Source organism: Streptomyces adelaidensis (assembly GCF_016598475.1).
Lineage (GTDB): Bacteria > Actinomycetota > Actinomycetes > Streptomycetales > Streptomycetaceae > Streptomyces > Streptomyces adelaidensis.
Genome location: NZ_JAEMUX010000055.1, coordinates 16,522 through 36,718, shown reverse-complemented (window position 1 = coordinate 36,718; position 20,197 = coordinate 16,522). Strand labels below are relative to the sequence as shown.

Annotated in this window: 15 protein-coding genes; 7 read left to right on the top strand and 8 right to left on the bottom strand. The window is 71.2% G+C overall.

Translation table 11 applies throughout. The features are described from left to right. Positions 1–11: 11 nt before the first annotated feature. A complete protein-coding gene (locus I8N67_RS27450; RefSeq protein WP_200306629.1) occupies positions 12–482 on the bottom strand; it encodes a hypothetical protein in 471 nt (156 codons plus the stop codon). Between the two features lie 167 nt (positions 483–649). After that, positions 650–1,996: an MFS transporter gene (locus I8N67_RS27445; RefSeq protein WP_307835386.1), complete on the bottom strand. Its 1,347-nt coding sequence runs from the start codon at positions 1,994–1,996 to the stop codon at positions 650–652. Positions 1,997–2,656: 660 nt separating this feature from the next. Between I8N67_RS27445 and I8N67_RS27440 the strand changes: the two genes are divergently transcribed. The 4 genes from I8N67_RS27440 to I8N67_RS27425 all read left to right on the top strand — a co-directional run bounded on the left by I8N67_RS27440 (position 2,657) and on the right by I8N67_RS27425 (position 9,132). Continuing rightward, the gene (locus tag I8N67_RS27440) at positions 2,657–3,583 is read left to right on the top strand and encodes a DUF3027 domain-containing protein (RefSeq protein ID WP_200306625.1); all 927 of its coding nucleotides are present in this window, start codon (positions 2,657–2,659) and stop codon (positions 3,581–3,583) included. A 293-nt stretch (positions 3,584–3,876) separates the two neighbouring features. Then, positions 3,877–7,017 carry a sacsin N-terminal ATP-binding-like domain-containing protein gene (locus tag I8N67_RS27435; RefSeq protein ID WP_200306623.1) on the top strand — a complete coding sequence of 1,047 codons (3,141 nt, stop codon included), beginning with the start codon at positions 3,877–3,879 and terminating at the stop codon, positions 7,015–7,017. A gap of 260 nt (positions 7,018–7,277) precedes the next feature. Further along, positions 7,278–8,027, top strand: coding sequence for a calcium-binding protein (locus I8N67_RS27430; RefSeq protein WP_307835385.1), 750 nt, complete (start codon positions 7,278–7,280; stop codon positions 8,025–8,027). Between the two features lie 256 nt (positions 8,028–8,283). Then, a complete protein-coding gene (locus I8N67_RS27425) occupies positions 8,284–9,132 on the top strand; it encodes a hypothetical protein (protein ID WP_200306621.1) in 849 nt (282 codons plus the stop codon). A gap of 79 nt (positions 9,133–9,211) precedes the next feature. On the opposite strand, the gene I8N67_RS27420 is transcribed toward I8N67_RS27425, so the two are convergent. The 4 genes from I8N67_RS27420 to I8N67_RS27405 all read right to left on the bottom strand — a co-directional run bounded on the left by I8N67_RS27420 (position 9,212) and on the right by I8N67_RS27405 (position 14,149). Beyond that, entirely contained in the window at positions 9,212–10,741 is a 1,530-nt protein-coding gene (locus tag I8N67_RS27420; protein ID WP_200306619.1) for an NCS1 family nucleobase:cation symporter-1, read from the bottom strand. A 162-nt stretch (positions 10,742–10,903) separates the two neighbouring features. Then, positions 10,904–13,309 (bottom strand): HAD-IC family P-type ATPase, encoded by a 2,406-nt coding sequence (locus tag I8N67_RS27415; RefSeq protein WP_200306617.1) that lies wholly within the window; start codon positions 13,307–13,309, stop codon positions 10,904–10,906. Positions 13,310–13,421: 112 nt separating this feature from the next. Beyond that, a complete protein-coding gene (locus I8N67_RS27410; protein ID WP_200306615.1) occupies positions 13,422–13,760 on the bottom strand; it encodes a DUF2530 domain-containing protein in 339 nt (112 codons plus the stop codon). A gap of 206 nt (positions 13,761–13,966) precedes the next feature. Further along, positions 13,967–14,149: a ribbon-helix-helix protein, CopG family gene (locus tag I8N67_RS27405; protein WP_200306613.1), complete on the bottom strand. Its 183-nt coding sequence runs from the start codon at positions 14,147–14,149 to the stop codon at positions 13,967–13,969. 165 nt (positions 14,150–14,314) lie between these two features. Here I8N67_RS27405 and I8N67_RS27400 point away from each other — a divergent pair, with 165 nt between their 5' ends. The 3 genes from I8N67_RS27400 (at position 14,315) to thpR (ending at position 17,355) form a co-directional block, all read left to right on the top strand. Next, complete coding sequence (locus tag I8N67_RS27400; protein ID WP_200306611.1) at positions 14,315–14,752, top strand: MarR family winged helix-turn-helix transcriptional regulator; 438 nt, start codon at positions 14,315–14,317, stop codon at positions 14,750–14,752. A 536-nt stretch (positions 14,753–15,288) separates the two neighbouring features. Further along, on the top strand, positions 15,289–16,623 hold the full coding sequence (locus I8N67_RS27395; protein ID WP_200306609.1) for an MFS transporter: 1,335 nt from the start codon (positions 15,289–15,291) through the stop codon (positions 16,621–16,623). A gap of 159 nt (positions 16,624–16,782) precedes the next feature. Further along, a complete protein-coding gene (gene thpR / locus I8N67_RS27390) occupies positions 16,783–17,355 on the top strand; it encodes an RNA 2',3'-cyclic phosphodiesterase (RefSeq protein WP_200306675.1) in 573 nt (190 codons plus the stop codon). A gap of 188 nt (positions 17,356–17,543) precedes the next feature. Here the strand turns inward: thpR and I8N67_RS27385 are convergent, their stop codons facing one another. Both I8N67_RS27385 and I8N67_RS27380 read right to left on the bottom strand, forming a co-directional pair. Continuing rightward, on the bottom strand, positions 17,544–18,536 hold the full coding sequence (locus I8N67_RS27385; protein ID WP_200306607.1) for an aldo/keto reductase: 993 nt from the start codon (positions 18,534–18,536) through the stop codon (positions 17,544–17,546). A gap of 269 nt (positions 18,537–18,805) precedes the next feature. After that, complete coding sequence (locus I8N67_RS27380; RefSeq protein ID WP_200306605.1) at positions 18,806–20,107, bottom strand: MFS transporter; 1,302 nt, start codon at positions 20,105–20,107, stop codon at positions 18,806–18,808. Positions 20,108–20,197 lie beyond the last annotated feature (90 nt).

Below are 20,197 nucleotides of genomic sequence, written 5' to 3'. Positions count from 1 at the left end.
CGGGGTCAGGATCAGGCGTCCGGGTTCTTCAGCTCGAAGTTCCAGACGCCGTTGATCTCACTGCCGGCCGCGTTCTGCTCGACGATGCTGATCGTCAGGGACTTCTGGGCGGCCTGGCCCGGCTGGGTGGCGAAGAGACCGGGGTTCTCGAAGGACCAGTACGTCTTCTCGAACGTGTCGCTGGTGGCCTGCTCCCCGTTGATCCACAGGGCCCAGCCCGTATCCGACACCTCCGGGTCGACGCCGACGCGCAGGGTCTCGCCCTCGGGAAGCTCGATCGACTTGGAGGGCTTCTCCTGCGCGCACTCCTTGGCCTGTGCGGCGTCGAGGGTCCGATAGCACGCGGCCTCGGCGCTGATCGAGTCGGTGCCGATCGTGACGGTCGCCATCGGCGTCGGCTCATCGCAGGCCGACAGGACGAGAAGTCCGGCGGAAACGGCGCCGAGAGTGGCTGCGGCGCGCCGGGAACGCTGGGAGGTCATGGGCGAAGGCTATCTGGCATGTCCAGGGGTGCCCTTACGTGGGGTACGGCGTGCCGGGCCGGACCGTGTTCCGGCGGTCGCCGGTCCCTGCGGGTCTGCGGGTCTGCGGGTCTGCGGGTCTGCGGGTTTGCGGGTTTGCCGGTCCGACGGTTCGCCGGGTCGCCGGGTCACGCCACGCGGGTGCGGGCCGGGCCGCCGTGGCGGGCGGAGGAGAGGAGGCCGCGGGTCGTGGTGAGCCAGCCGGCGGCGACGATCACGGCGGCCACGGTCAGGCCGAGGGTGCCGTTGAGGGGGAGCGCGATGCCGACGGCGCCGCCGACCACCCAGGACATCTGGAGGAGGGTCTCGGCGCGGGCGAAGGCGGAGGTCCGGACGAGTTCGGGGACGTCGCGCTGGATCAGGGCGTCCAGGGACAGCTTCGACAGGGCCTGCGAGAAGCCCGCGACCGCCGCCAGGAAGGCGATGAAGAACGTGCCGAAGAACAGCGCCGCCGTGATCGCCACCCCGAGTTCGACGCCGACGACGGTCACGATGATCAGCTCCGGCGTACGCGACTTCAGCCACGCCCCCACGGCCGTGCCGAGCGCGTTCCCCGTACCGGCCGCGACGGCCACCATGCCCAGCGAGACGGCGGCGCTCTGCCCGTGCAGCGGGTGCACGCGCAGCAGGAACGCCAGGAAGAAGATCAGGAAGCCGGAGAGACAGCGCAGGGCCGCGTTCGCGGTGAGCGCGTGCGTGACCGCCGGGCCGACCGTCCGCAGCCCGGGGCGTTTGAGTGTGTCGCTGCGGTGCGGGCCGTGCAGATGCTCGGGGTCCGCCGCGAGCAGGGCCGTGTCCTCGCCCTTCGCCGAGTCGACCTTCGAGGGGAGCGTGAAGGAGAGGAACGTACCCGCGAGGAAGATCACGCAGGCGCCGTAGAGCGGCCAGCGGGGCCCCAGGGCCTGCAGCCCGGCCCCGATCGGCGCGGCGACGCCGGTCGCGAGCAGCCCGCAGAGCGTGACCCGGGAGTTGGCCTTGACCAGGGAGAACCGGGGCGGCAGGAGCCGCGGCACCACCGCGCTGCGCACCACCCCGTACGCCTTCGACGCGACCAGGACGCCCAGGGCGGCGGGGTAGAGCTCGAGGGTGCCGGTCTCGACCGCGCCGACGAGGAGCAGCGCGAGGAAGGCGCGGGCCAGCATGGCGCCGGCCATCGCGGCGCGGCGGCCGTGCGGGAGGCGGTCCAGGAGGGGGCCGATGACGGGGGCGAGGAGGGCGAAGGGGGCGAGGGTGATGGCGAGGTAGAGGGCGACGCGGCCGCGGGCCTCGTCCGTGGGGACGGAGAAGAAGACCGTGGAGGCGAGCGAGACGGTGATCATCACGTCACCCGCGCCGTTCACACCGTGCAGTTCGATCAGCTTGCCCAGGCCGGATTCGCCCGCGCCGTGCGCGTGTGTCGCCTTCCGGATGCCTCGTGCCGGGCCGGTCACCGGGAAGTGCAAGGCGCGGCCCACCGAGCGGACGGCCCCGGTCACCCGACCCGATCCGCCACGCGCTCCGCTCCGCTCGGCGCCGGTCACCTCGTCATAGTGCCCCGAGAAGGGGGTGGGTAGTGCGGTTACCGCTCGTATGGCCCCGGGGGCCTGGGGCGGCGCCTGGGGCGGCGCCTGGGGCGGCGCCTGGGGCGGCCTGGGGTTCGTTCTTTCGTCCGCGGGCGGGTGGGGGCTGGTCGCGCAGTTCCTCGCGCCGCTTATGAGCATGGGTCGCGCCCGAAGTTTTTCAGGGGCGCGGGGAACCGCGCGATCAACCACGACGCACCCGCGGCCGCCCGACGACCTGGCCTGCCGAGCTGTCGCGCGTGGCCCGGAGCCGCAGGCCCCGGCGGTTTCCTGCCAACCGCCGACGGTGCTTGTCGAGCCCCCTCCGACCCCCTCCCCGGCCAAGGCCGAGCGCAGCGGAATCGCGGAACCGCTACGTCGGTGTGGGCGCGGAGCCTCGGAGAAGGTAGCGTGCATAGCGCGCCTGCGGCGGTTGTTCTCGGCCGCGCGCCTCTCGTTCATCCCGCAGAATGGATGACATAGGTGCGCCCGAGTGCGATCGGGCGCGGACGTCGACGCGGCCCACTGGTCCGCTCCGTCCGCACCTCCGCCGAGGGAGGCGTACTCGTGAGACGGCGTAGGAGAGAAGCGATACCTGTGAGCGCAGCGACCACGCGAAGCCGCACCCCCGACCGTCTGTGTGCCGAGGCCGTCGACCTCGCCCGCACCGCCGCGGAGGAGGCGGCCGCACCAGGGGTGGTGGGCGAGCACGCCGGCCTTGTATCCGAGGGTGACCGAGTCGTCACGCACTTCTTCGAGTGCAAGGAAATGGGCTACCGGGGCTGGCGCTGGGCCGTGACCGTCGCCCGGGCCTCGCGCGCGAAGTTCGTGACGCTGGACGAGGTCGTCCTGCTGCCCGGGCCGGACGCGCTGCTCGCGCCGGAGTGGGTGCCGTGGAGCGAGCGGCTCCGGCCCGGTGACATGGGGCCGGGCGATCTGCTGCCCACCGATGCCGAGGATCTGCGGCTGGAGCCCGGGTTCTCCGGCGAGGAGGAGCCGCCGCCGAACTCGGCGGTCTCGCCCGACATGGCCGAGCTGGTGGAGGCGGAGGACGCGGAGGTCACCGCCGGGGTGCCGGCGAACCTGCCGCTCGCGCCGACCCGGGGGTCCATCGCCGCGGTCGCCGAGGAACTCGGCATGCGGCGGGCCCGGGTCCTGTCCCGGTACGGCCTGCACACGGCCGCGGACCGGTGGGAGGACGGGTTCGGCGCGAAGACCGCGATGGCCCAGGCCGCACCCGCGTCCTGTGTCAGCTGCGGGTTCCTGGTCGCGATCGGCGGTTCCCTGGGGCAGGCCTTCGGGGTCTGCGCGAACGAGTTCGCCCCGGCGGACGGACGCGTTGTCTCTTTGACGTACGGATGCGGCGGCCATTCGGAAGCAGCCGTCATGCCGAAGCCGCCGCAGCCGACGCCGCCGCGGCTCGACGAGACCCGCGTCGACCCCTTCCCGCTCCGGCCGTCACCGGACTCGGGATCGGTACCGGCGGAGGAGTCCGAGGCGGAAGCGGATCTGGGGCATTCGTGAGGCTCGCCCGATAACTCGGCGCCACGTGTCGCCTCCGGCGGGTGCGGGTGCGGGTGCGGGTGCGGGTGCGGGTGCGGGTGCGTTGTGGTTGTTCGCGCAGTTCCCCGCGCCCCTGAAAGGCCCCGGGCGCGTCCCTGGTTTTTTGGGGGCGCGGGGAACTGCGCGAACAACCCCCACCCACCCGCACCCACCTGACAACCGCACCCTCCCGGCGAAAGCGGCGCAGCCACCCGCGCGATACCTTTCGTGCGGCGGCGCCCAGTGGGGCGCGGGCGCAGGAGGAGAGTGGAACCGTGAGCAAGTTCGTGCGGCCGGCGGCCGAGGGTGCGGATCCGTTCGGGACGGCTCGGCTGCGGCGCGGGGTGCTGGACGCCTGGGCGACCAGTCCGGCCCGCTTCCGCGAGGACGCCAACGCCGAGGAGGATCTGGTCCTCGGCGGCTACCGGGACCGTCTCGTCGTGGAGCTGGCGCAGAACGCCGCCGACGCCGCCGCCCGGGCCAAGGTGCCGGGCCGGCTGCGGCTAACCCTCCGGGACGGCGTCCTCGTCGCCGCCAACACCGGCGCCCCGCTCGACGCGGCCGGCGTCGAGTCGCTGTCCACGCTCCGCGCGTCCGCCAAGCGGGACACCTCGCACGACGGCGCGGTCGGCCGCTTCGGCGTCGGCTTCGCCGCCGTCCTCGCCGTCACCGACGAGCCCGCCGTCGTCGGCCGGCACGGCGGTATCCGCTGGTCACTGGCCGAGGCCCGGATGCTCGCCGCCGACACCGGCCGGCACAGCCCTGGCCTGGGCGACGAGATCCGGCGCCGGGACGGCCATGTGCCCCTGCTGCGGCTGCCGTTCGCGGCCGAGGGCACCGCTCCGGAGTCGTACGACACCGTCGTCATCCTGCCGCTGCGCGACACCGCCGCCGCCGATCTCGCCGAGCGGCTGCTGCACGGCGTCGACGACGCGCTGCTCCTCGCCCTGCCCGGCCTCGACGAGGTCGTCATCGAGGTCGGGAGCGGAGACGAGCCGGGTGCCGTGCGGACGTTGCGGCGGCGCGTCGAGGGGGCGTACGTCGTCGTCGAGGACTCGCGGGACGGGGACACGCGCTGGCGTACCGTCGCCGAGCACGGGGCGATCGAGGCCGGGCTGCTCGCGGACCGGCCGGTCGAGGAGCGGCTGCGGCCGCAGTGGTCCGTGACCTGGGCGGTGCCGACCGGGCCCGACGGCGCCCCCGCCCGCCCCCGCACCGCCCCCGTCGTGCACGCGCCCACGCCCAGCGAAGAGGCCCTCGGCGTACCCGCGTTGCTCATCGCGTCCTTCCCCCTGGACACGACCCGGCGGCACGCCGCGCCCGGCCCGCTCACCGACTTCCTCGTGCAGCGCGCGGCGGACGCGTACGCCGGGCTCCTCGCCGCCTGGGAGCCGGTGGGCGAGGGGATCATCGGCCTCGTGCCCGGCCCGCTCGGGAAGGGCGAGCTGGACGGCGCCCTGCGCCAGGCGATCCTCGAACGGCTGCCGCGGACGTCCTTCCTGCCGCGCGCGGTGACGCCGGAACCCGACGACGACCTTCCCGTGTCCCTCCGGCCGCGTGACGCCGAGGTCGTCGAGGGCGCCGGCGCCGACACCGTACGGGTCCTCGCCGACGTGCTGCCCAACCTGCTGCCCGCCGGGCTCGAACGGCGCGCGGAGCTGCGCACATTGGGCGTCGCACGCCTCCCGCTGGGCGACACGATCGACCGGCTCGCGGGCCTGGAGAAGTCGCCCGACTGGTGGCGGCGGCTCTACGACAGCCTCGCCGGCGTCGACCCCGACCGCCTCTCCGGCCTGCCCGTGCCCCTCGCGGACGGCCGTACGACGATCGGCCCCCGCCAGGTCCTCCTCCCGACCCCCGACGGCCCGCAGGCGGCCCCCGAGACCCTCGCCCGGCTGGGCCTGAAGGTCGCGCATCCGGACGCCGCGCATCCGCTCCTCGAGAAGCTCGGCGCCCTGCCCGCGACTCCGCGTGCCGTGCTCACCACCCCGCAGGTACGGGCCGCCGTGGCCGCGTCCCTGGACGACGACGGGGGTGTGTGGGACGAGGAGGACGGCCGGCCGGACGCCGAGGAACTCGCGGAGCTGGTCCTCGCCCTCGTCCGCGACGCCGCCCTCGACCCCGGTGACGAACCCTGGCTCGGCGCCCTCGCCCTCCCCGACGAGGACGGCGAACTGTCGCCCGCCGGTGAACTCGTCCTCCCCGGCAGCCCCTTCGCCCAGGTCATCCGCGAGGACGAACTCGCCTACGTGGACGCCGAACTGGCCGACCGCTGGGGCGAACAGCCGCTGGCCGCCTGCGGTGTCCTCGCCGACTTCGCCCTCGTACGCGCCACCGACGTCGTCCTCGACCCGGACGAACTGGAGCCGCGCGACGGCGACTTCGCCGAACCCGACGACGCGGGGCTGCTGGACGCGGTGGACGTGTGGTGCGAGGACATCCTCGACCGCTTCTCGGACAGCCCGGTCCCGCCCGTCGCGACCGAGCTGGTGGCTGTCCGTGACCTCGATCTCGTCGACGAGGACCGCTGGCCCGAAGCGCTCGCCCTGCTCGCCCGGCCCCCGCTGCGGGACGCGCTCGTCCAGCCGGTACGCGTCCTGCTCCCGGACGGCACCCACGAGACCGTACGCCCGTACACGGCCTGGTGGCTGCGCGGCAACCCGGTCCTCGACGGCCGCCGCCCCGCCGGCCTGCTGGCGGCGGGCGGAGACCCGCTGCTCAGGGGCCTGTACGACGAGGCCGACGCCACCGGCTTCGACGATGAACAGGTCCTGCGGGCGCTGGGCGTCCGCACCTCGGTGGCCGCGCTGCTGGACGAGCCGGGCGGCGCCGCCGAACTGCTCGACCGCCTCGCCGACCCGGACCGTCCGGTCGGCGCCGCCCAACTCCATGGCCTCTACGGCGCGTTGGCCGACCTCGACCCCGAACAGGTGACGCTGCCGGACGAGTTGCGCGCGGTGGTCGACGGCGAGGTGACGGTCGTGGACGCCGCCGACGCCGTCGTCGTCGACTCCCCCGACCTGCTCCCCTTCACCTCCGGCACGCCCCTCCTGCCCGTACGGCCGTCCCGGGCCGCCGAGTTGGCCGAACTGTTCCAGGTGCGGCGGCTCAGCGAGTCCGTGACGGGCGAGGTCGACTCGGAGGGCACGGAACACGACGTACCGGAGCCGGTACGGGTCCTCCTCGGCCCTCGTACGCCGGCCACGTACTTCGAGCACGAGGAACTCGTCGTGGATGGAGTGGAGTTGGACTGGCGCCGTACCCGCGACGGCGTGCTGCACGCCGCCACGCTGGAGGGCGTCGCCGCCGGGCTGGCCTGGGCGGCCGAGCAGTGGCCCCGCCGGTTCGAGGTGGCCGCGCTGCTTGAAGACCCGTCGCGGACGGAGGAGTTGGAGCGGGACCGCTGGTTCGACTGAGGGCGGTGTGGAGGCGAATGGATGTGATCTGCGCAACATCTGTACGGGATGTTCGAAACTCGTACAACCATTCGCGGCCCTCGTGGATCTGATCCCCCGAGCCGACGGCTTCCTCAGGAGTCACCGCCGTAACTGGTGTCACTTGACTCCTGGGAGCCCGCCGACTCCTCAGATCTAGACCGGATCTCGTGTGACCGTGCGTGCCGCGAGGTCCCTTCCACGTGGGGAATACATTGCACAAGCGTGCCATTCTGGGCATCGTGACCGGCGCCCTGGCTCTGACCGGCCTTGCCGCTCCGGCCGCGCAGGCCGACGAGAAGGTCGGCAACATCAAGGTCTCCAACATCGTCGTCAACGGCGGCAAGTCCGTCGTCGTCGGAGCGACGGGCAAGAAGACGGTCGCGCTCAAGTTCACCGTGACGGACAACTCCGGTGTGTGGCGGGCCGCCGCGCAGCTGTTCCACGGCAAGACCATCGAGGACGCGGACAGCGCCGCCCCGTCCGGCAGCACCTGGATCAAGTGCAGCAAGGTCAGCTCGACGAAGTCGACCTGCTCGGCGAACTACACCTTCAAGGCCGGCGGCAACGCCATCAACAAGGTCGCCGGCACCTGGAAGACCTGGCTGATCGCCCAGGCCAAGGACAACAACTACATCCAGAAGGACAACGCCAAGTCCTTCAAGGTCCTGCGCGCCGCCCAGCTCGCCGGTGCGAACGCCGCTCCGGAGCCGGTCGCGAAGGGTGCGACCGTCACCGTCACCAGCCGGCTGACCCGCGCCAGCTGGGACGCCGGCAAGAACGCCTCGTTCGGCAGCCAGTCCGTGCAGCTGCAGTTCAAGGCGAAGGGCGCGTCCTCCTACAAGACGGTCAAGACCGTCAAGACGGCCGCCACGGGTGACCTGAAGACCACCGTCAAGGCGACCGTCGACGGCACGTACCGCTACGTCTTCGCGGGCACGTCGACGACGGCGGCGGCGACCGCTGTGGGCGACTCCATCGACGTGAAGTAAGCCGCGTCAGCGGTAGAGGTCTTGGCGTCGGTTCCGGGTTCTCCCGGGGCCGGCGCCTTTTCCGTGTTCCGTAAGAAGCGAGCGCGGTTTCCGTAAGTTTCCGTAAGAGCTGAACCAAGGGTTCCGTATCCGTGTTCCAAGAGTGCGCATGTCCGGGCCAAATCCGTGTCGGGGGTGGATTCGGGTCGAGGTGGGCGTGTTCAGATCATCCGGGCCAACAGGCCCCACGATCACTCTTTCTCCACTTGGGGAACACATGCGCACAAGAGCCACTGTGGCCGCCGCCGTCGGCGCCCTGGCCTTCTCCGCCCTCAGGATGCCGGCCGCGCACGCGGCCGACTCGGCGGCGACGAGCGGTACGCCGTACACGATGGACGTCAGCTTCTCGAACTTCAAGGTCGCCAAGTCGGTGAAGGTCGGGACCTCCGCCGTGGTCGCCGTGCCGGTGAGCTACACGCTGACGCACGGTTCCGGTGTCGACATCACCGCGGACGACTTCTACACCGAGCCCTTCCTCTACCGGGGCACCTTCGGCGACGACAGCACCCCGCAGCTCTTCGGGGAGGACCTCGCCACCTGCACCGCCACCTCGTCGACGACGGCGACCTGCAAGGGCGCCATCGACATCCACCCGGCCGACGGCGACCTGCTCAACTCGCAGGCCGGGGTCTGGAAGGCGGGCGCCGACGCCATCGCGTTCAACGGCCAGGATCCCGCGAGCGACAGCCTCGACTACGGCAAGGTCGGCTACAAGGAGCAGGGCGGACTGGGCTCCACCTCCGTCCTGCGCCTGGCCAAGCTGATCGTCAACGCCGGGCCGGAGCCCGTCACCAAGGGCAGGACCGTCACCTCCACCGGCAAGCTGACCCGCGCCGACTGGCAGAGCCACACCTACAAGGGCTTCGCGAAGCAGCCGGTCAAGCTGCAGTTCCGCAAGGCCGGCACGAGCACGTACACCACGATCAAGACGGTGTACTCGGACGCGTACGGCAATGTGAAGGCCACCGGCACCGCCACGTACGACGGTTACTGGCGCCTCAGCTTCGCGGGGACGACCACGACCGCGTCGGTCAGCGCCACGGGTGACTACGTCGACGTGAAGTAGACGTGAAGTAGAAGCGGGCGGGCGTCGCGACCGGTTGTCGGTCGCGACGCCCGTTCGTCGTGCGTGTTCCTGCGTCGCTCTACTCGGCCGTCTCCGGCCGCGCCGTCCTCGTCAGCGGGCTCTTCGCCCCGCTGATCGCGAAGTACAGGGCTCCGGCGACCCCGACTCCGATGAACCAGGAGTACGGGCCGAGGGTCGCGCCGTACTCGGTGGGGCCGTAGACCGGCAGGAGGCTGGAGAAGATCGCGCCGATGCCGGCGGCGACGAAGGCGCGGATGTTCCAGCCGCCCTGGAAGCGGTACTCGCCGTCCTCCTTGTAGAGGGCGGGGACGTTCAGCTGGGCCTTGCGGAGCAGGTAGTAGTCGACGACCAGGACGCCGAAGATCGGGCCCATGGTCGAGCCGATGGCGTTGACGAAGCTGGGCGCGTTGTCCCAGGGGTGGAGGGGGTAGAGGAGGAGAGCGATGACGGCGGCTATGAGGCCGCCGCGCTTGAAGGTGATGTGCTTCGGGGCGACGTTGGCGAAGTCGAAGGCGGGGCTGACGAAGTTGGCGACGACGTTGATGCCGAGGGTCGCCACCGCGAAGGTCAGGGCGGCGAGCAGGACGAGGAACGCGCTGTCGAACTTGGCGGAGATGGCGGCCGGTTCGAGGATGACCTCGCCGTAGACCTTGCTGGCGGAGGCCGTGGTCAGGGCGGCGACCAGCGAGAACAGGATCAGGTTGACCGGCAGGCCCCAGACGTTGCCCTTGCGCAGCGTCTTCTCGTCCGGGGTGAAGCGGGCGAAGTCGCCGAAGTTGAGGAAGAGGGCGGCGAAGTACGTCACCCAGGTGGCGGCGATGGCCGCGATCGCGGCGAACGAGCCGGGGGTGACGTCGAGGCCGGTGGCGCTCTTGGCCAGGGTGGCGAGTTCCTTGTCGGACATGTCGACGGTGAAGGAGAGGGTGCCCGCCTTGACGGACAGGCCGACCGCCAGGATCAGCATCATCAGCCAGACCGCCGGGCCCGCGAAGTCCTGGAAGCGGCGGACGGTCTCCATGCCCTTGCTGATGATCAGCAGCTGGGCGGCCCAGACGACGAGGTAGCAGATGACCTCCAGGCCGCTGTGGTCGAAGAGCCGCGTCGTCTCGTGCAGATCCTTCGGGCCGTCGTAGCGGACCAGGAACGCGACGATCGCGCCGGCCGCCGCGCTGGTCTGGGCGCCGTACCAGAAGGTGGCGACGACGGCCCGGACGAGCGCGGGCACGTTCGCGCCGAACGTGCCGAAGGAGGCGCGGGACAGGACCGGGTACGGGACGCCGGTCCGGACGCCCGCCTTGCCGATCAGCGTCATCAGCCAGTAGATGATCAGCGATCCGACGCCGATGCCGATCAGGAACTTGAAGGTGTTCCCGGCGATCAGGAACAGGCTGGCGGCCAGGAAGTAGCCGAACAGACTGTGTACGTCGGAGGTCCACACGTTGAAGATGCTGAACGCGCCCCACTTGCGCTCGGTGGCGGGGGCCAGGTCCTCGTTGTACAGGCGGGGGGAGTAACCCTCGGGGAGCGCCACGGGCGCCGTACCTCTGTCTCCCGTTCCCGCGCCGGTGGCGTCGGTCGTTCCGGTCATGGCGTTTCTCTTCCTGCGCGGGCCGCCCCAACGGCGTTCGATCGCGTACAGAGAACGGTCGGGGCATTTCTCCCGGATGGCGCGCAGGTAACTTCCCGGTCAACGGAATTTTTCTTCCGATATCCGAGATCTGATATGCGGATGGCCGTGCCAGGACCACGATTACGCGGGGAACCGCCGGTCCACCCACCGCCACAGGAACTCCAGCAGGGCCGACGCTCCCGCCGCGATGGCGACCGCCAGCCACGGCATCGTCGTGCCGACCAGGCGGAGGGCGAAGAAGTCCTGGAGCCAGGGGACGGCGAGGACCAGGACGAAGCCGGCGGCCATGGTGAGGACCAGGCTCAGGCGCCACCAGGTGTAGGGGCGGGCGATGATGGCCAGCACCCACATGGAGATCAGGAAGAGGGTGAGGGTGGCCGCGCTGGTCTCGGCCTCCAACGCGCCCTCGCCCGTGTAGTGGTGACGGGCGATCAGATAGGTGGCGAAGGTGGCGAGGGCGGCCAGTACGCCGCCCGGGATCGCATAGCGCATGACCCGCCGTACGAAGTGGGGTCTCGCACGTTCCTTGTTGGGGGCCAGGGCGAGGAAGAAGGCCGGGACGCCGATCGTCAGGGTGGACAGGAGGGTCAGGTGGCGGGGGAGGAAGGGGTATTCGACCTGCCAGCAGACCACCAGGATGGCGAGGAGGACCGAGTACACCGTCTTCACGAGGAAGAGGGTCGCGACCCGCGTGATGTTGCCGATGACCCGCCGGCCCTCCGCGACCACCGACGGCAGTGTCGCGAAGCTGTTGTTCAGCAGCACGATCTGGGCGACGGCCCGGGTCGCCTCGGACCCCGAGCCCATCGCCACGCCGATGTCGGCGTCCTTGAGGGCGAGGACGTCGTTCACGCCGTCGCCGGTCATCGCGACCGTGTGGCCGTGGGACTGGAGGGCGCCGACCATGTCCCGTTTCTGCTGCGGGGTGACGCGCCCGAAGACGGTGCCGGAGTCGAGGGCCCGCGCCATGTCGTCGCGTTCGGCGGGGAGCCGGCGCGCGTCGACGACCTCGCCGGTCAGGCCGAGCTTTCCGGCCACCGCGCCGACGGAGACCGCGTTGTCACCTGAGATGACCTTCGCCCGTACGTTCTGCTCCTCGAAGTAGCGCAGGGTGTCGGCGGCGTCGGGGCGGAGCCGCTGTTCGAGGACGACCAGGGCGGTGGGGCGGGCGCCGAGGGCGACCTCCGGGTCGTCCAGCTCTCGGGTCGCACGGGCCAGCAGCAGGACCCGTAGCCCCTCCTCGTTCAGCCGTTCGGTCTCGGTGAGGGCCGGGTCGTCGTCCGGGAGCAGGACGTCGGGGGCGCCGAGCAGCCAGGTGCTGGACTCGCCGTCGCCCTCGCTGAAGGACGCGCCGCTGTACTTGCGGGCGGAGGAGAAGGGCAGCGACTCCGTGCAGCGCCACTCCTCGCTGTCCGGGTAGGCGTCGATGACCGCCTGGAGGGACGCGTTCGGGCGGGGGTCGGATTCGCCGAGTGCGCCGAGGACACGGCGTACGTACGGCTCGTCCGCGCCGTTGAGCGAGCGCAGCCCGGTGACGTTCATGCCGCCTTCGGTGAGCGTGCCCGTCTTGTCCAGGCAGACGGTGTCGACGCGGGCGAGGCCCTCGATGGCCGGCAGCTCCTGGACCAGGCACTGTTTGCGGCCCAGCCGGATCACCCCGATCGCGAAGGCGACGGAGGTCAGCAGGACCAGGCCCTCGGGGACCATCGGGACGATGCCGCCGACCGTGCGCGCGACCGAGTCCTTGAAGTCGTGCTCCTTCACGATCAGCTGGCTGATGATCAGCCCGATCGCGGTCGGGACCATCATCCACGTCACGTACTTGAGGATCGTGGAGATGCCGGAGCGCAGCTCCGAGTGGACCAGGGTGAAGCGGGACGCCTCCTCGGCGAGCTGGGCCGCGTACGCCTCCCGGCCCACCTTCGTCGCGGTGAAGGCCCCGCCGCCCGCGACCACGAAACTGCCCGACATCACCTGCTCGCCGGGCTTCTTGACGACGGGGTCGGCCTCGCCGGTGAGCAGCGACTCGTCGATCTCCAGGCCGTCGGTCTCGACGCACTCCCCGTCCACGACGATCTTGTCGCCGGGCCCGATCTCGATGAGGTCCCCCAGCACGATGTCGGACGTGGAGACCGCCGCGGCCACTCCGTCCCGCCGGACCGTCGGCCTCGCCTCGCCGATCACCGCGAGGGAGTCGAGGGTCTTCTTCGCCCGCCACTCCTGGATGATGCCGATGCCGGTGTTGGCGATGATCACGTAGCCGAAGAGGCTGTCCTGGAACGGCGCCACGAACAGCATGATCAGCCAGAGCACACCGATGATCGCGTTGAACCGGGTGAAGACGTTCGCGCGGACGATGTCCACCGTGGAGCGGCTGCTCCGTACGGGGATGTCGTTGACCTCGCCACGGGCCACCCGCTCCGCGACCTCGGCGGCCGTCAACCCACGCGCCCGCCCGTCGAGCCGGAGGGAGGGCGCGGTGGGGTGCACAGGATCGAGGCCGGTGCCCGCGTCGGTGTGCGTCATGCATTCGACGGTACGTGCGGATTTGGGGGTTCACCCGCCGAGTGCGCCAAAGATCCGACCAGGGGAGGACGGGGGAGGGGCGGGGTGGTACCAGGGGCCTCGTACGCGGGTATTACTCGACGGGTTCGACGGGTTCGACCGGTTCGACCGGTGTCATGTGAGCCGCGTCGGCGTCCGAGTCGGCGTCCGAGTCGGACGCGGGCGTCCGTGCCGCGTCCCGCTTGATGGCCGCGTCCCGCCTCCGGACGTACCAGATGCCGATGAATCCGAGCCCGCCACCGGCCAGGCAGGTCCAGATCAGCCACGTGCGCCCGTGGTCGTCGTACCAGCCGTAGAAGGGGAGCTGGATGACGAAGAGGACGAGCCACAGGATCGTGCCGCCGGTGATCGTCGAGACGACGGGCCCCTCCAGGGGTGCCGGTGCCTCGTGCTTGGGGGTCCACTTCGCCATGGGCACAGCTTACGAGGCGGACCGGTCTACGCGCGGAGATGGGGCGGAGATGGTGTCCCCCGCGACGTACGTCTTCTGCTGCCTGATGCCGATGCTGGGTCTGATGTGACCCGGCGACCTCCGCCGGGCGGGCCTGACGTGAGCCGCGCGTCGCTGCGGGGCTCACGTGCGGCGGAATCGCTGCGGGATCATGTGCGGCGGGTCGGTCACGTAACCCCGTAGAACTTCTCCGTCTCCTCCACGGCGGTTTGGAACCGCTGGTCGAAGTCGTCTCGAATGAGCGTCCGGATCACATAGTCCTGGACGCTCATTCCCCTTTTCGCCGCCTGGTCCCGGAGCCGGTCGAGCAGCTCCCCGTCTATCCGCAGGCTGAGCACAGTGGTCCCCATGCGTACAAGGGTCAGGTGCGCTGTGGGCCACCGTGTCGCGATCTGCGTATTAGTCACTCGTATGAGTGATGAAGACCGCCGGGGCCGTATGCGTGGCGGGCGTCACGGGCGCGGGTGTGGAGTTTCGGTGGTCTTTAGCGAGAGTAATGAGTTATGCTAAAGAACATGCCTGACCTCACCCATGGCGACGACGAGGCCGCTGTGAACGCGCTGCGGTCCGCCGTGATGCGCCTGTCCCGTCGGCTCAAGCACCAGCGGGTCGACGAGTCGCTGAGCCCGACCGAGATGTCGGTGCTCGGCACCCTCGCCCGCTGCGGCACCGCCACACCCGGCGAGCTCGCCCGCAAGGAGCATGTACAGCCGCCGTCGATGACCCGCATCGTCGCCCTGCTGGAGAGCAAGGGGCTGGTGAAGCTGGAGCCGCATCCCGAGGACCGGCGGCAGAAGGTGGTCACCCAGACCGAGCGGGCCGAGACGATGCTCGAAGAGAGCCGCAGCAAGCGCAACGCCTTCCTCGCCTCCCTCGTGGAGGGCCTCGACGAGGCCGAGTGGGAGAAGCTTCGCGCGGCCGCGCCGGTGCTGGAGAAACTGGCGCATCTCTGATCAGGGCGCGGCTCCGACGCCGGGCGCGGCGCCGGATGCGCCGTGCCGTGACCGTGGGGCGCCTGGATCGGCCGCCGGTGCGCCGGATCGGCCGCCGGTACGCCCCGGACTGCAGCCCGCGCGCCACCCTGTGGCGGGTATGGGCGGATCTGAAAACCAGCAGACAGAACAGGAGCGGTGAGGCAACCGCCGAGCTTTACGCAAGGAGGCGAACCCCTTTGAGTTCGGGACCCGGAGCAGCTTCCGTCCCCGCACCGACGACCACCCACGAGCCCCCGCCCACCCATGGCGTTCCCGAAGCCCCGCCGGATACGACCGGCCCGGAGACTTCCCCCGCCCTGGCCGCCGCGGACCCCCTCGTGCCCTCCGGGTCGCCGCCTGCCTCTCCACCCTCCCCGGCGCCTGTGCCTGTGTCTGTGCCTGTGCCTGTGCCTGCCCAGACTTCGGCGCCCGTTGAATCTCCGCCGGCCGCCGCCGAGGCCTCTCCCGCCGCCGAGCCCCCTCCCGCCCGTGAGCCCGATCGTGAGCGCGCGTCCATGTTCCGTTCGCTGCGTATCCGGAACTACCGGCTGTTCTTCGTCGGGCAGGTGGTGTCGAACATCGGCACCTGGATGCAGCGGATCGCGCAGGACTGGCTGGTACTGAGCCTGGCGGGTTCGTCGACGGCGGTCGGGGTCACGATGGCCCTGCAGTTCCTGCCGATGCTGCTGTTCGGGCTGTACGGCGGCGTACTGGTCGACCGGTTCCCGAAGCGGCGGCTGCTGTTCCTGACGCAGACCTCGATGGCGTTCACCGGACTCGCGCTCGCCGCGCTGACGCTCTCCGGACACGTCCAGGTGTGGCACGTGTACGTGGCCGCCTTCGCCGTAGGGATGGCGACGGTGGTGGACAACCCGGCCCGGCAGTCGTTCGTGTCGGAGATGGTCGGCCCCGAGCAGCTGCAGAACGCGGTCAGCCTCAACTCGGCGAACTTCCAGTCGGCCCGGCTGGTCGGCCCGGCCGTCGCAGGTGTGCTGATCACCACCGTCGGCACGGGCTGGGCCTTCCTCTTCAACGGCCTCTCCTTCATCGCCCCCATCACCAGCCTGCTCCTGATGCGGACCCGCGATCTGCGCCCCGTCCGCCGCGCACCGCGCGCCAAGGGCCAGCTCCGCGAGGGCCTGCGCTATGTGGCGGGCCGTCCCGAGCTGCTCTGGCCGATCGTCCTCGTCGGCTTCATCGGCACCTTCGGCTTCAACTTCCCCGTCTGGCTTTCGGCGTACGCGGACGACGTCTTCCACGCGGACGCCGGTGCGTACAGCCTCTTCAACACGCTCATGGCGGTCGGCTCGGTGTCGGGCGCCCTGCTCGCCGCCCGGCGCGGCACGGCCCGGCTGCGGGTGCTGATCGCGGGCGCGCTCGCCTTCGGCCTGCTGGAGATCGTGGCCGCGCTGGCACCGACGTACTGGATGTTCGCCCTGCTCATGGTGCCGATCGGGATGTTCGGGCTGACGGTGAACGTGACCACCAACACGGCCATCCAGATGGGCACCGACCCCGCGATGCGCGGGCGCGTCATGGCTCTCTACATGATGGTCTTCCTCGGCGGCACACCGCTGGGCGCGCCGATCGCCGGCTGGGTCACCGACGCGTACGGCCCCCGGGCCGGCTTCGTCGCCGGTGGCGTCGTCGCCACCGCCGCGGCCGTCACGGTGGGCCTGGTGCTCGTCAGAGCCGGCGGCCTGCGGCTGTCGGTGGGCTGGCACGAGCGGCACCCTCGGGTGCGGTTCGTGGCGAAGGAGAAGTCCAAGGAGACGTCCAAGGAGTTGCCCCAGCAGTCGTCCAAGGAGACGTCCAAGGAGACGTCCACGGACGAGGTCGTCCCCGTATAGGCGGTCGGGCCGACTTTCAGCGGGCCGCTGAACGGGTGGTCGCCCAGAGGTTCACGCGATGCCGTTCGCGCGGCGTGTACGCGCATCGTGCCGATCGCCACGGTCGTGGGGTGCTCGCCAGGTGATCCGTTCCCTGGAAGGGTGACGGACATGAGTGCCATGAGACTGTTCGCGGCGGTGCTGCCACCGGCTGATGTGGTGGATGAACTGGGGTCGGCCGTCGGCGGGTTGAGGGGACTGGCGGGTGCCGACCGGTTGCGGTGGACCGAGTCGGCCGGGTGGCACTTCACGCTCGCGTTCTACGGGGAGGTCGACGCGTACGCCGTATCCGATCTGTCGGAGCGGCTGGCGCGGGCGGCCCGGCATACGGAGCCGTTCGCGCTGGCCGTGGCGGGTGGCGGGCAGTTCGGCCATGGGCGGGCGCTGTGGGCGGGGGCCGAGGGCGACCTGCGTGCGCTGCGGCTGCTGGCCGACCGGGCGGAGGCGGCCGGGCGGAAGGCCGGGGTCGACATGGGGGAGCACCGCCGGTACACCCCTCACCTGACGGTGGCGCGCAGCCGGGAGGCGTTCGAGGTGCGGCCGTACGTCGACGCGCTCGCCGGTTTCGTCGGGCGTACGTGGAGCGTCGAGGAGCTGGCGTTGGTGCGCAGCGATCTGCCGACCTCGGGGGTGCCGGGGGAGCAGCCGCGGTACGAGGCGGTCGGGCGTTGGGCGCTCGGGGCGGCCGGTTAGTCTCGGGGGGTGGACCCGAAGACCCGTAACCGGATCATGGCCGGTGTGCTTGTGCTGATGTTCGCGGTGGTCGCTCTCGCGGCGGCGCTCGGCAAGTGACCGTCGTCTCGTGACGAGGGCCGCCGCGGGTGCGATGGGCCCGTGGGGGCCGGTCGCGTGGTTCCCCGCGCCCCTTCAGGGACCGGTGGCTACCAGGCGAAGGCCTCCGGGGACGGGCCCGGGCCCGGGAAGATCTCGTCCAGTGAGGTCAGGAGCTCGTCGCTCAGTTCGAGGTCGAGCGCCTGGATCGCGGAATCGAGCTGCTGGGCCGTGCGCGGGCCGACGATCGGGCCGGTGACGCCGGGGCGGGTGAGCAGCCAGGCCAGGGCCGCCTCGCCGGGTTCGATGCCGTGCTTGTCGAGCAGATCCTCGTACGCCTGGACCTGGCCGCGTACGGCGCTGTCGTTGAGGGCTTCGGCGCTGCGGCCGGAGGCGCGGCGGCCGCCCTCGGTCTGCTTCTTGATGACGCCGCCGAGCAGCCCGCCGTGCAGAGGCGACCAGGGGATGACGCCGAGGCCGTACTCCCGCGCGGCCGGGATGACCTCCATCTCGGCGCGGCGCTCGGCGAGGTTGTAGAGGCACTGCTCGCTGACGAGGCCGATGGTGCCGCCACGGCGGGCGGCGGTCTCGTTGGCCTGGGCGATCTTGTATCCGGGGAAGTTGCTGGACCCGGCGTAGAGGATCTTGCCCTGCTGGACCAGGACGTCGATCGCCTGCCAGATCTCGTCGAAGGACGTGTCCCGGTCGATGTGGTGGAACTGGTAGACGTCGATGTGGTCCGTCCGCAGCCGCTTGAGGCTGGCGTCCACGGCCCGGCGGATGTTCACGGCGGAGAGCTTGTCGTGGTTGGGCCAGGCGTCGCCGGAGGCCGCCATGTGCCCGTACACCTTGGTGGCGAGCACGACCTTGTCGCGGCGCTCGCCGCCCTTCGCGAACCAGCTGCCGATGATGCTTTCGGTACGGCCCTTGTTCTCGCCCCAGCCGTATACGTTCGCGGTGTCGAAGAGGTTGATCCCGGCGTCCAGCGCGCCGTCCATGATCGCGTGGCTGTCCGCTTCGTCCGTCTGCGGGCCGAAGTTCATCGTGCCGAGGACCAGTCGGCTGACCTTGAGTCCCGTGCGTCCGAGCTGTGTGTACTTCATGACTCCTTAGCCAAGGGCGTGGAGTGCGCTCTAGGCAAGGGTGAATCGGGTGCGTGGCGCGGGCCGGATGGGTGAGACCTTGACGCTAACTCGGGGTTAGTGCCCTCCTTTGGAAAGCTCATAGCTTGAAACTTCAAGAGACAGTTTGCGCCGCACCGATCCCTCGGACCCCCGGGTCGTGGGCAGCGACTGCTGGACCGGGCCCGGGCGGTACGCATGGCGGGTGGTGGCCCCGGCCTTCTCGGGGTTCGCCGCCTCGCTCGGTCTCCTCAGCCCTTCGCCAGGCCCTGCGGGTCCTGGCGATCCTGGGGGGCCTCCAGGGGCGGCCGGGGCGGGCGTTGGCCGAGGAGGGGGAGCAGGAGGAGCGGGGTCGCCAGGAGGAGGAGGCCGGCGAGGGTGATGGCGGTGCGGGGGGTGGTGACGGCGGCCAGGAGGCCCCAGAGGGCTGTGACGGCGGCGGTGACGAGTTTGCCGGTGATGGACCAGGCGGAGAGTGTGCGGGTCACGCGGTCCGACGGGGTCAGGGTGAGGCGTCGCGTGGCCATCACCGGGTTGAAGACGCTGATACAGGCGATCAGGCCGAATTCGACGACCATGACGAGAACGAGTCCCCAGACACCGGGACCCACGAACGCCAGCCCCAGCGGCCAGCACACCCGCAGCGCCCCGGCGGTCAGCAGGACCCTGTGAGCGCCGTGCCGGGCGACCAGACGCCGGGAGAGGCGGGAGCCGATCAGGCCGCCCACGCAGGGCACGGCGAAGGCGAGGCCGTACTGCCAGGGGGCGAAGCCGAGTTCGCCGACCATGAGGACGAGCAGCACGGGTGCGGGCGCCATGATCAGGGCGTTGACGAGGACGGTGTTGAGGAAGAGGGGGCGCAGGGACGGGCTGGTGAAGAGGTGACGCCAGCCTTCGAGCAGGTCGTCGGCGCGGAGGCGGGGCGAGGTTCCGGGGGGCGGGCCGACCCGTTCCGGCCGGGTCTCCTCGCCGCCGATCGCGCGGATGCCCGCCGCCGAGAGCAGGTAGCTGACGGCGTCGATCACCAGCGTCGTCACCGGGCCGAACAGACCGATCGCGGCGCCGCCGAGGGGCGGTCCGAGCATGGTGGTGGTCCAGGTCGTCGCCTCCAGACGGCCGTTGGCGATGAGGAGGTCGGGGCCGCCGGGGACCAGGGACTTCAGACAGGCGCCGCTCGCCGCGACGAAGGTGATGTCGGCCGCGGCGACGACGACGGACACCAGCAGGAGCTGGGTGAAGGTGACCAGACCGAGGGCGTACGCCACCGGGACGGACAGCACGGTCGCGCAGCGGACCAGGTCCATCGCGATCATCACCGGCCGCTTACGGCGGAACTCCACCCAGGGCCCGATCGGCACCGCCGCCACCGCGCCCACCGCCAGCCCGGTGGCCGCCAGCACGGACACCTCCGCCGGCCCGACATGCAGCACGAGCACCGCGAGCAGGGGCATCGCGTCGAACGCCAGCCGCGTACCGAACGCACTGACGGTGTACGCCCCCCACAGCCACCCGAACTCCCGGCCCAGTGCGCCGCCCCGCCCGGCTCGCGCCATCTTCGGTACCCCCCCCCGCCGCCGCGTCGCTCGACGCGGCCCGCGTGGGTCGCGTGGGTCGCGTCCGACCGGGTCATCCAAGCGGGTGGG

What these genes read in the sequence shown, in the direction of transcription:
- I8N67_RS27380 (WP_200306605.1), bottom strand. Translation starts at nt 20,107, where the DNA reads ATGGCGCGAGCCGGGCGGGGCGGCGCACTGGGCCGGGAGTTCGGGTGG.
- I8N67_RS27420 (WP_200306619.1), bottom strand. Translation starts at nt 10,741, where the DNA reads ATGACCGGAACGACCGACGCCACCGGCGCGGGAACGGGAGACAGAGGT.
- thpR (WP_200306675.1), top strand. Translation starts at nt 16,783, where the DNA reads ATGAGACTGTTCGCGGCGGTGCTGCCACCGGCTGATGTGGTGGATGAA.
- I8N67_RS27395 (WP_200306609.1), top strand. Translation starts at nt 15,289, where the DNA reads ATGTTCCGTTCGCTGCGTATCCGGAACTACCGGCTGTTCTTCGTCGGG.
- I8N67_RS27425 (WP_200306621.1), top strand. Translation starts at nt 8,284, where the DNA reads ATGCGCACAAGAGCCACTGTGGCCGCCGCCGTCGGCGCCCTGGCCTTC.
- I8N67_RS27415 (WP_200306617.1), bottom strand. Translation starts at nt 13,309, where the DNA reads ATGACGCACACCGACGCGGGCACCGGCCTCGATCCTGTGCACCCCACC.
- I8N67_RS27405 (WP_200306613.1), bottom strand. Translation starts at nt 14,149, where the DNA reads ATGGGGACCACTGTGCTCAGCCTGCGGATAGACGGGGAGCTGCTCGAC.
- I8N67_RS27400 (WP_200306611.1), top strand. Translation starts at nt 14,315, where the DNA reads ATGCCTGACCTCACCCATGGCGACGACGAGGCCGCTGTGAACGCGCTG.
- I8N67_RS27410 (WP_200306615.1), bottom strand. Translation starts at nt 13,760, where the DNA reads ATGGCGAAGTGGACCCCCAAGCACGAGGCACCGGCACCCCTGGAGGGG.
- I8N67_RS27450 (WP_200306629.1), bottom strand. Translation starts at nt 482, where the DNA reads ATGACCTCCCAGCGTTCCCGGCGCGCCGCAGCCACTCTCGGCGCCGTT.
- I8N67_RS27385 (WP_200306607.1), bottom strand. Translation starts at nt 18,536, where the DNA reads ATGAAGTACACACAGCTCGGACGCACGGGACTCAAGGTCAGCCGACTG.